General features: G+C 64.0%; 12 protein-coding genes. 10 read left to right on the top strand and 2 right to left on the bottom strand.

What is annotated here, in order from left to right; genetic code table 11:
• The first annotated feature begins 69 nt into the window (after positions 1–69).
• From petA to AWH62_RS04855, 9 genes are all read left to right on the top strand, one after another.
• On the top strand, positions 70–693 hold the full coding sequence (gene petA / locus AWH62_RS04815) for a ubiquinol-cytochrome c reductase iron-sulfur subunit (protein WP_075189359.1): 624 nt from the start codon (positions 70–72) through the stop codon (positions 691–693).
• Positions 690–1,964, top strand: a complete 1,275-nt coding sequence (locus tag AWH62_RS04820) for a cytochrome b N-terminal domain-containing protein (RefSeq protein ID WP_075189360.1) — start codon at positions 690–692, stop codon at positions 1,962–1,964. The genes petA and AWH62_RS04820 overlap by 4 nt, the downstream gene beginning before the upstream one ends.
• Positions 1,965–1,978: 14 nt before the next feature.
• Positions 1,979–2,788, top strand: coding sequence for a cytochrome c1 (locus AWH62_RS04825; RefSeq protein WP_075189361.1), 810 nt, complete (start codon positions 1,979–1,981; stop codon positions 2,786–2,788).
• Between the two features lie 163 nt (positions 2,789–2,951).
• Entirely contained in the window at positions 2,952–3,824 is an 873-nt protein-coding gene (locus tag AWH62_RS04830) for an S-methyl-5'-thioadenosine phosphorylase (protein WP_075189362.1), read from the top strand.
• Positions 3,825–3,883: 59 nt separating this feature from the next.
• Positions 3,884–4,627 (top strand): hypothetical protein, encoded by a 744-nt coding sequence (locus AWH62_RS04835; protein ID WP_075189363.1) that lies wholly within the window; start codon positions 3,884–3,886, stop codon positions 4,625–4,627.
• A 63-nt stretch (positions 4,628–4,690) separates the two neighbouring features.
• On the top strand, positions 4,691–5,089 hold the full coding sequence (locus AWH62_RS04840) for a lysozyme inhibitor LprI family protein (RefSeq protein ID WP_075189364.1): 399 nt from the start codon (positions 4,691–4,693) through the stop codon (positions 5,087–5,089).
• A 4-nt stretch (positions 5,090–5,093) separates the two neighbouring features.
• On the top strand, positions 5,094–5,732 hold the full coding sequence (locus AWH62_RS04845; protein ID WP_075189365.1) for a glutathione S-transferase family protein: 639 nt from the start codon (positions 5,094–5,096) through the stop codon (positions 5,730–5,732).
• A gap of 21 nt (positions 5,733–5,753) precedes the next feature.
• Positions 5,754–6,281: an adenine phosphoribosyltransferase gene (locus AWH62_RS04850; protein WP_075189366.1), complete on the top strand. Its 528-nt coding sequence runs from the start codon at positions 5,754–5,756 to the stop codon at positions 6,279–6,281.
• Positions 6,282–6,310: 29 nt separating this feature from the next.
• A complete protein-coding gene (locus AWH62_RS04855) occupies positions 6,311–6,967 on the top strand; it encodes a hypothetical protein (protein ID WP_075189367.1) in 657 nt (218 codons plus the stop codon).
• Positions 6,968–7,049: 82 nt separating this feature from the next.
• On the opposite strand, the gene AWH62_RS04860 is transcribed toward AWH62_RS04855, so the two are convergent.
• Positions 7,050–8,528, bottom strand: coding sequence for a S10 family peptidase (locus AWH62_RS04860; RefSeq protein WP_075189368.1), 1,479 nt, complete (start codon positions 8,526–8,528; stop codon positions 7,050–7,052).
• A 101-nt stretch (positions 8,529–8,629) separates the two neighbouring features.
• A complete protein-coding gene (locus AWH62_RS04865; protein ID WP_075189369.1) occupies positions 8,630–9,412 on the bottom strand; it encodes a hypothetical protein in 783 nt (260 codons plus the stop codon).
• Positions 9,413–9,492: 80 nt separating this feature from the next.
• On the opposite strand from AWH62_RS04865, the gene AWH62_RS04870 reads away from it, so the two are divergent.
• Positions 9,493–10,422 (top strand): 23S rRNA (adenine(2030)-N(6))-methyltransferase RlmJ, encoded by a 930-nt coding sequence (locus tag AWH62_RS04870; protein WP_233128256.1) that lies wholly within the window; start codon positions 9,493–9,495, stop codon positions 10,420–10,422.
• Positions 10,423–10,609 lie beyond the last annotated feature (187 nt).

A 10,609-nucleotide genomic window follows, 5' to 3' on the forward strand; every position in this document is an offset into this window, starting at 1 on the left:
GTGACGTGGTTTTTCTGGGGCAGGGCCCGCATCCCGCGGTCCCGATTAGATAAGAGAAGAGGTCGGCTCGTGACGGAAGAGAACGGCGCGCCCGGTGCAGACGGTCAGGAACCGTCCCGCCGCGACTTCATCTATATCGCTGCTGGCGGTGTGGCCGCTGTTGGCGGCGGTCTCGTGGCCTGGCCGTTCATCGATCAGATGAACCCCGCAGCGGATACGCTGGCGCTGGGGTCCATCCGCGTTGATGTGTCGACCGTGGCGGTCGGATCGGAGATCACTGTCATGTGGCGCGGTGGACCTGTCTTCATCCGTCACCGCACCGAGGCAGAGATTGCCGAGGCCCGTGCGGTCGAGCTTGGTGCTCTGCCGGACGAGGAAGCCCGCAATGACAATCTGCCGGCCGGCACGCCGGGCACGGATGCCAATCGCGTCCTGCGTCCGGAATTCCTGATCGTGAAGGGCAATTGCACCCATCTGGGCTGTGTGCCGCTGGGTCTGGCTGCCAATACCGGCGATTATGACGGCTGGTACTGCCCCTGCCACGGTTCGCACTACGACACCTCGGCGCGCATCCGCCGCGGCCCGGCACCGGAAAATCTGCCGGTTCCCGACTACTACTTCGAGACCGAGACGACCGTGAAGATCGGTCTGTCGCCTGAAGAAGCTGATAACTCCGGGTGGGCTGTATCATGAGCGGACCTTCGACCTACAATCCGTCGACCGGGATCGAGAAATGGCTCGACGAGCGTCTCCCGATCATCCGCCTCGGCTATGACAGCTTCGTCGACTTCCCGACGCCGCGGAACCTGAACTACTGGTGGACCTTCGGCGGTATCCTCGCCATCTTCCTGATGATCCAGATCGTCTCCGGCATCGTGCTGGCCATGCACTATGTGGCGCACGAGGATTACGCGTTTGAGAGCGTCCAGCGCATCACCCGTGACGTGCCCTTCGGCTGGCTGATCCAGTCGATGCACGCCAATGGCGCCAGCTTCTTCTTCGTGGCGGTCTATCTGCACATGTTCCGGGGCCTGTATTATGGTTCCTACAAGGCGCCGCGCGAGATCCTGTGGATCCTCGGTGTCGTGATCTATCTCCTGATGATGGCCACCGGCTTCATGGGCTATGTCCTGCCCTGGGGGCAGATGTCCTATTGGGGCGCGATGGTGATCACCAACCTCATTGGTGCGCTGCCATTTGTCGGTGAAGCGATCCGTGAATGGTTGTGGGGCGGCTTCTCGGTCGGCCAGGCGACGCTCAACCGCTTCTTCTCGCTGCACTATCTGCTGCCGTTTGTGATTGCCGCCGTCGTCGGTCTGCACATCTGGGCGCTGCATGTGCCGGGCAATGGCAATCCGGTTGGTCTGGAAGTGAAATCCAAGAAGGATACGCTGCCCTTCCACCCGTATTATACGGTCAAGGACGGCTTCGCGATCATCGTCTATCTGATGATCTTCGCGGTCTTCGTCTTCTTCATGCCGAACGTGCTGGGCCATGCCGACAACTTCATCCCGGCCGACCCGCTGGTAACCCCGGCGCACATCGTGCCGGAATGGTATTACCTGCCCTTCTACGCGATCCTGCGCGCGATCGATTTCGGCATCGGTCCGATCGACGCCAAGCTGGGCGGCGTGCTGGCCATGTTCGGTGCCATCGGCATCCTGTTCGTCCTGCCCTGGCTGGACACGTCGAAGGTGCGCTCGATGCGGTATCGGCCGCTGACGCGCTGGTTCTTCATCTTCTTTGTTGTTGCGGCGCTCGGCCTTGGCTGGTGTGGCGCGAAGAACCCCGACGATTTCGTGCTCGGGATCGAAGGCTTCAAATTCATATATCTGGCGAAATTCCTGACCGCCTACTATTTCGGCTACTTCATCGTCATCCTGCCGGTGTTGGGCATCATCGAAAAACCCAAGGAGCGTCCGGCCTCGATCGAAGCCGCGGTTCTTGGAACGGACAAGGCCTGAGGGGAGCGACGATCATGAAGATGACCCGCATTTTCGCCGCCGCCATCGCGGCCCTTGGTTTCGCCGGCAGTGCTGCCGCTCTCGAGGGTGACCAGCACGCGCCGCACGAGCACCACTGGCATCATGACGGCCCGTTCGGCACCTATGACACCAGCGCCGTGCAGCGTGGCTACCAGATCTACCAGGAAGTCTGCGCCTCCTGTCACTCGATGGACCTGATGCGTTTCCGCAATCTGGGACAGCAAGGTGGCCCGTTCGCGTCGGACATGTTCCCGAACCCGAACGACAACCCGATCGTGATGCAGATCGCGGCCAGCTATACGCGCGTCTGGGACCAGGACGAGGTCAATGATGATGGCGATCCGGTCGAACGTTCCGGCCTGCCGTCGGATACCTTTCCGGCGCCCTTCGCCAACCAGCAGATGGCCCGCGCCTCCAATGGCGGTGCCTACCCGCCGGACCTGTCGCTGATCGTCAAGGCCCGGACCGGTGGCGAAAACTACATCTACTCGCTGCTCACCGGCTATGAAGACGCACCGGAAGACAGCCATCTCGCGGCCGGCCAGTACTACAATCCCTACTTCGCCGGTGGCGCCATCGCCATGGCACCGCCGCTCGCCGAGGGCATTGTCGAATACGCGGACGGCACGGAAGCCACGGTCGAGCAGATGGCCGAGGACGTCACCACCTTCCTCAGCTGGGCCGGCGACCCGCACATGGAAAAGCGCAAGCAGTTGGGTGTGATGGTTCTCATCTACCTGCTGATCTTCGCCATCCTGGTCTATCTGGCCTACCGCCAAGTCTGGGCCAATGTGAAGCACTAGGCTTCGCAATCAGGCACAAGTTTGAAGAGGGCCGCGGACCAAGTTCGTGGCCCTTTTTCTTTCCGCGCCGGCCCCTCGCTGCGCTCGGCCCCCTTCGTCCCTGCTTCGCTGACGCTGCGCAGGGCCACGTCCCCAGCAGGCGGGGGCAGACAGGAATTGAGCCATGACGACATGGACATTGGGGATTGTCGGCGGCTCCGGCCTCTATGCCCTGGACGGTCTCACGGAGGTCTGTACCGAGACCGCCGAGACGCCCTGGGGCGCGCCGTCTGCGCCGCTTACCCGCGGGCGGCTGAACGGCGTCGAGCTGGTCTTCCTGCCGCGCCATGGCGCCGGCCATGCCATCCCGCCATCGGACATTCCCTACCGCGCCAATATCGCGGCGCTGAAACTGGCCGGCTGTACCGATATCCTCTCCGTCTCGGCCTGTGGCTCGCTGCGTGAAGACTTGCCGCCGGGGCATTTCGTCATGGTCGACCAGTATGTCGACCGCACGGTCGGTCGGGAGCGCTCGTTTTTCGGGACGGGCTGTGTCGCCCATGTCCCGCTGGCGCAGCCGGTCTGCTCGCGTCTGGCCACCCTGGCGGTGGACGCCGGCGAGGCCGAGGGCATCCCGGTCACCCGTGGCGGCACTTACCTGGCGATGGAAGGGCCGCAATTTTCCACCCGCGCCGAGAGCGAGCTCTACCGGAAATGGGGAATGGATGTGATCGGCATGACCAACATGCCCGAGGCGCGCCTCGCCCGCGAAGCCGAGCTGCCCTACGCCTCGATTGCCATGGTCACCGATTATGATTGCTGGCGCGATGACGGCGACAGCGTTGATGTTGCTTCAGTGCTGGCCGTGATGCAGTCGAATACAGGGGCGGCCAAGCGCCTGCTCGACCGGCTCACGCAAACCCTTTCGACATCGCCACGCACGTCATCGCCGGACGGTATCGAAACCTGCCTGGACAACGCCATCATCACCCCGTCGACTGCCCGTGACCCGGCGCTGGTCACCCGGTTGAAAGGGGTCGCCGGCCGCGTCCTGTGAGTACCAGGATGAGCGGGTTTTAACTGGACGGTTCCGGGGCCCGGTGTTTGGATGGCGGGATGAGACACACCGCGTCGCGCCTTGTCGGCCTCGGCCTCGCCCTGTTGACCGCGTCTGCCGCCCAAGCCGCTGACCGGCTGAGCTTCATGCCGCTGGACCCGGACAGTTTCGACGACAACCGCAATGGCGTGGTCCGCATCCTGTGCGAGGACAGCGCCAATGGTCGATCCTATCTCAGCCGCGCCGTCCTGCTGGCGGTGACCGGCGAGGGCGCCGACCATGACGTCCTGCTGGCGGCGCGTCATGGTGTGGTGGGGGGGGATGGCCCGCGCACCTGCCATGTCCATGGTCATGATGGGGCGGCCGCGCGGATCATCGACATGGTCATCGCGCCGCAGGATCCGCGTGAGGATAATGAGTTTGGCGAAGACTGGGCGATCCTGCGCACGGCCGGACGCTTGCCGGACGATATCGCGCGCTTGCCGGCGGCTGGGTCCGGACCCGGCGGGGCCGGGCGACTGACCATGCTCAACCGGGTGAACGATAATCGTGCCTGTCGTGTCGAGGAGATGGAGTATTGGGCCGATGACCGGCTCATTGTCCATGATTGCCCGGCACGGCCGGGCCTGTCCGGCTCGCCGATGGTGACACTGATCAAGGGCGTCCCCCATGTCGTTGGCCTGCATGTCGGCCAGTACATCCTGCTTGATGAGGACGGTCGTCGCCTCGGTGTCGCCCGGCGGCTGTCGGACAGCTTCCTGGACACGCTGATCGCCTATCTCGAAACCGACGCAGTGCCCTGACCCAAGCCCCCTTTCCCCGTCCGCGGGGCTCGTCCATAAAGGGCGCGTATCGGGGAGTGGGACATGTTGGTGATTGCAGGTTTGTTTGTGGCGGCCCTGGCGGGTCAGGATTTGGCCTTTCCCGCGCCGCGTCCGGCGGTGGAGTGTTCCGAGCATCTGACCGATTGGCGGGCTCGCCGCAATTGCCTGCGCGATTTGCTGGGCGCGGCCGAGGACGGGTTGGAGACCGCGACCGATGCGGCGCGCGAGGAGGCCGATGAGATTGATGCCGATTCCGCCGGCCGGTTCGGGGCGCGTCGGGCACTGGATGCCGCCCAGACGGCTTGGACCGTTTATCGCGACGCTGAATGTACACGCCGCGCTGCCGCCATGTTCCTGTCCGAGGAATCGCGTGAGGAGATCACGCTGGACTGCCAGATCGACCTGACCCGGGCGCGGGCCCGCGAGTTGGCGGAGCGCTGAACCCATGACACCCGTTCTCTATATCGGCAATCGACGCTTCTCGAGCTGGTCGCTGCGCGCCTGGCTGGTGCTGAAACGGGCCGGCATTGCCTTCGACGACACGCTGATCCCGCTCAATGAGCGCGAAACCCGCAAGGCGGTCTCGGCGATCTCCCCGGGCGGCACCGTGCCGGCCCTGCACACGCGCAATGCGGTGATCTGGGACTCGCTGGCGATCAGTGAATGGGCCGCCGAGCAAGTGCCTGAGCTTTGGCCGGCCCATGAAGGCAAGCGCGGTCGCGCCCGGGCTGCCGTGTCGATGATGCATTCCGGCTTTCTCGCCTTGCGTCAGGCCTGCCCCATGGACCTCGCCCGCCGGCCGTCACCGATCAGCCTCAACGACCCGACCCGGACCGATATCGCGGCGGTCCAGGCGCTGTGGCACGAGGTCAAAAGCGTCGATGGCGACTGGCTGTTTGGCGACTGGTCGATCGCGGACGCCTTCTTCACGCCGGTGGCCGCCCGCTTTCATGCCTATGACATCCCGCTGCACGCCGAGGCACAGGCCTATTGCGACACCTTGCTGGCCGATGGACATTATCGGGAATGGCATGAGGCCGCCCGGGCCGAGACCTTCGCGAATCCGTATGAAACCCAGATCTAGCTGGCTGACGAGACGAGATTGATGGACCTGAAATCCGCCATCCGCACCATTCCGGACTATCCCAAGCCCGGCATCCTGTTCCGCGACGTCACCACGCTGATTGGCGACGCCCGTGCCTTCCGTATCGCGGTTGATCAAATGGTCCAGCCCTGGGCCGGTGCCAAGATCGACACGGTGGCCGGCACCGAGGCGCGCGGCTTCATCCTGGGCGGCGCCGTCGCGCATCAGCTTTCGGTCGGCTTCGTACCCGTGCGCAAGCGTGGCAAGCTGCCCTGGCGCACGCTGGTTGAGGAATACGAGCTGGAATACGGCCAGGACGCGATCGAGATCCATGTCGACGCCATTCGCGAGGGAGACCGGGTTCTGTTGGTCGATGATCTCATCGCGACCGGCGGCACAGCGGAAGCCTCGATCAAACTCCTGCAACGGGCCGGCGCCACAGTGGTGGGCGCCGCCTTCGTCATCGACCTGCCGGATCTCGGCGGCGCCAAACGCATCGAAGCGTTGGGGGTGCCGGTGTCGGCGCTGGTCGCGTTTGACGGGGAATAGGTGACGGGAGTCGAGCGGGGGGCAGCGCCATGTTCATAGGTCATTACGGTCCGGCCCTTGCCGGAAAAACCATCGCCAAGGCGGTGCCGCTCTGGGTTTATTTCCTGGCGGTGCAGTTTGTCGATGTGTTGTGGGGCGTCTTTGTCGCCAACGGGATTGAACATGTCCGCATCGTGCCCGGTTTCACCGAGGCTAATCCGCTCGACCTCTATGACATGCCGATCACCCACTCCCTGCCCGGAGCGCTGGGCTGGTCGGTGCTGGCAGGCCTGGTCTGGGCGCTGGTATCGCCGAAGCAGAAGCGGATCGGCGGCATCGCCATCGCGCTGGCGGTGTTCTCGCACTGGATCCTGGATCTGATCGTCCACGTCCCCGATCTCGAACTGTGGCCCGGCGGCCTGCGGGTCGGGTTCGGGTTGTGGAACAACTACCCCGTTGCCCTCGCGGTCGAGTTTGGGGTGCTGTTGGCCGGTTTCTGGCTCTATCTGCGGGTGACCGAGGCGAAGGGGCTGGTCGGCCGGATCTGGCCCTGGGTCTTCATGGCACTTCTGGCGCTGGCGGAATACGCCAACCACACAACACCGGTTCCCGATGATTTCACGACCGCTGGCTATATGGGCACCATCACCTTCCTGGTCATCGCCGCGCTGGCGGCGATCTGTGACCTGACCCGGCGGACGCGCTGACCAACTCCGCACATGACAGGCTCCGCCCATGAAAAAGGCCCGGCGCATGGCACCGGGCCTTGTCCGTGTCAGGAGCGCTTGATCAGTCGGCGATCAGCGCCCGCACATCATCGGTCATCGTCAGCAGTGAGGGCTGGTGGATATACATCATGTGGCCGGCTTCATAATAGCGGAAGTGGACACGGTCCTGGTCGAAGCCGGGCTGGTTGAACATCAGTTCGGCTGCGAAGAAGGGGGTCGCCAGGTCGTAATAACCCTGCTGCACCAGCACTTCGAGATCGGAGTTCTGGCGCAGTGCGCGGGCGATCCACGGCGCGACATTGATGTAGTTGTTGTTGCCGGAGCGACCAGCATCCCAATTCCAGCCCCGCACGCCGCCAATGGTCGAGTAATACTCGGTCAGGTCGACGCCCAGTGTGCGGCCGAAATAGTCGAGCATGGAGGCGGTGAAACTGCCATCAATGCCGTAGAAGCTGGGATCGGTCTCGGGACGTTCGCCGACCCCGTCGACCTCGACGCCGGTATAGCGGCTGTCCAGACGTCCGACCGACAGGCCCTCATCACGGCGCAGTTCGCGCTGGAAGCGCTGCAGGGAGACGCGCATATTGGCGCGATCGAGGAAGCCCTCGGACAGGCCGGTGAAGTCCGACAAGCGGGCAATCACCTCGGCTTCACGCGCCGGATCCAGCGAGACACCGCGCAGCAGGGCCGGCATGTAGTCCTCGATGGCGAATTCGCGGGCATCGGCGAGGAAGGCTTCGATATCGCCACCCCAGGCCGAGCGATCGACCTTGCCGTGATACCAGGCCGTTGCCGCATAGCCGGGCATCAGGCCGACATAGCCGACATCATTGCCGTCGGACGTGTCATCATACCGGAAATCCAGCACGGTCGAGATCAGGGCAACGCCATTGATCGAGACGTCGGTATAGCTGCCTTCCAACTGGTTCAGCAGCGAGCCGATGCGCAGCGTGCCATAGCTCTCGCCCAGGAGATATTTCGGCGAATTCCAGCGCTGGTTTTCCGACAGCCAGATACGGATGAACTGGGCCAGGCTCTCGCCATCCTCATTGACGCCCCAGAAATCGCTGCCGTCGCTGTCGCCCAGCGCCCGCGACCAGCCGGTGCCGACCGGATCGACGAAGACAAGATCGGCGACGTCGAGGATCGAGTAGGCGTTCTCGACCACGTCAAACGGCGCAGCGCCGTCATCCATCGCATCGGGCAGGACCAGGCGTTGCGGCCCGAACACGCCCATGTGCAGCCACAGGCTGGCCGAACCGGGACCGCCATTGAAGACGAAGGCGACCGGGCGGGTGCGCGGATCGCTGGTGCCGTCGGCGACATAGCTGGTCGCGAAAATGGCGGCGGTCGCATTGCCGTCGGCGTCACGCAGGAAGGTCTCGCCAGCGGTGGCGGTATAGCGGATGCGCTGGTCACCGACGGTGACCTGGCCGCGACTCTCCCAGACGCGCGGTTCCGGCGTGTCACCGGCTTCCTGCGCGAGCGCCGGCAGGGCGAGGGTGGCGACCGCGAGCGCGGCCGTGAGTAGACGGATCATGAAGGATCTCCCCGATTGCATTTGCCGGGGAGACTAGGGCGCAAGCGGCGCTGCGCAAAGGCCGCATGATGTCCGGTTTTGCAACCAGTGCGGACCGGCTTTCAGCGGGCGCGCTTCTTCTCGACGAGGAGGGTCTTCGGCCGGCGCTCCCGGGCCGTCTTGAACAGCTGGAAGCTCTGATTGACGAAATTGGTGACGTCGGTGAGCGAGCGCATGAAACTCACCAGCTCTTCGGTCTTCTCCGCTTCGACCAGGCGCAAAGGGGCGGCCGGATCGCCGCCTTCAAAGCGCACATAGAACAAGGGTTCGCCGCGCTTCAGGATCAGATCCTTCGTGGTGTCATGCCATTCGAAGGCCCACATATGGGCTCGCGGCCAGATATCGGCCGGAAAACGTCCGCACATCATTACACCGGGCCGCTGGCAGGCCTCATAGTGAAGGAAGGGCGGGAACTGGTTCACATAGAGCGGGTCATCCGACACGAAGACGTAAGGTGTCACCAGTTGCAGCATCGGCCGGCCCGGATGACGCCATTCATTCTGCGGTGACATCATCAGGATTTGCTGCAGACCGGCCGGCCGGGTCGAGGCCTGTGGCCCCTCGATATTGGTCAGCTGGAGCTGGCCCTGCGCGTTCTTGACCAAGCGGAGGTGCAGGTCGATCGGGCAGGGAATGGCATAGTGGCGCCGGTCAAATTCGATGGCGGCCGGGCAGGACACCGCCGATTTCGACGTCGCCGGCTTGTCATGGGAAAAGCTGACCGGCTTGGGCGCGTCCCAGATCAGGCTCGACTTCTCGTCCTTGAGAAACCAGCCCGCCTTCATCACCCGCCGCTCGCCATGAACAGCCTCGTCTTGCATCCGGCGATAGAGTTTCACGAACATGGTGCGGCGTCCCTCAATACTGTCCTGAGCCCCGCGAAAGCTAGGACAAGCCTGGCTTCGAGGCGAGGGCGGTTTTGCAGGTGGTGGCGTCCGGCGCCGCGCCGCGCTATAGCGCCGCCATGAATTACCGCCACGCCTTCCATGCCGGAAACTTCGCCGATGTGCTCAAGCACTCGGTGCTCGCCCTGTGCCTTGAACATCTCAACGCCAAGCCGAAGCCCTATCGGGTGATCGACACCCATGCCGGGATTGGCGGCTATGATCTCGCCTCCTCCGAAGCGGAGCGCTCGCCGGAATGGAAAGACGGGATTGCTCGCCTGATCGATGCCGACCTGCCCGAGCCGGTCCAGGCCATGCTCGGTCCCTGGCTCGACATTGTGCGGGACATGAATCCGGATGGTATCAAGGCCTATCCCGGCTCGCCGGAGATTGCCGCCCGCCTGACCCGCGAGGACGACCGGGTCCATCTATGCGAACTGCACGAGGCGGACAGCCAGACGCTGGATAATCGCTATCGCCGCGATGCCCGCGTCAAGGTCGAGCGCCGCGATGGCTACAAGGCGCTGAAAAGCCTGGTGCCGCCAAAGGAAAAGCGCGGCCTGGTGCTGATCGACCCGCCTTTCGAGGACCGCGACGAGCTGGCGCATATGGCCGAAGCCGTGATGGGCGCCCTGGCGAAATGGCCGACCGGTACCTTCATCTTCTGGCGCTCCTTGAAAAACCTCTGGGCCGCCGACCGTTTCGATAATGGCCTCGCTGAATGGCTGATCTCGGAGAAGGATTTCGAGCCGGAGAAAATCCTCCGCGCTGACCTCTGGATCCGCGACCTGGCGTCCGAAGGCAAGCTGGCCGGCGCCGGCGTGGTTATCATCAACCCGCCCTTCACGCTGGAAGACAAGCTGGTCAACGCCATGCCCTGGCTGGCGGAAACCCTGGCCCAGGGCGATGGCTATGGCTGGCGCGTCGATGGCGGACTGACCGAGGATGATCTGGACGAGGACGAGGGGTAGGGGCGCCTGGCCGCTCACACCACGTGTTGTCATCCCTGCCGGATGTCCCGCGAACGCGGGACGCAGGGCGGGCAACTGTTTTGATCAGGCCTGGAATGGGCGTTGGTCTCGGATGATAGCGTTGAGGGTTATGAGGAGTTTTCGGGCGACGGCGATGAGGGCGAGTTTTTTGGGTTTTCCGGCGTCG

The organism is Maricaulis sp. W15, from assembly GCF_001924955.1.
Classification (GTDB): Bacteria; Pseudomonadota; Alphaproteobacteria; order Caulobacterales; family Maricaulaceae; genus Maricaulis; species Maricaulis maris.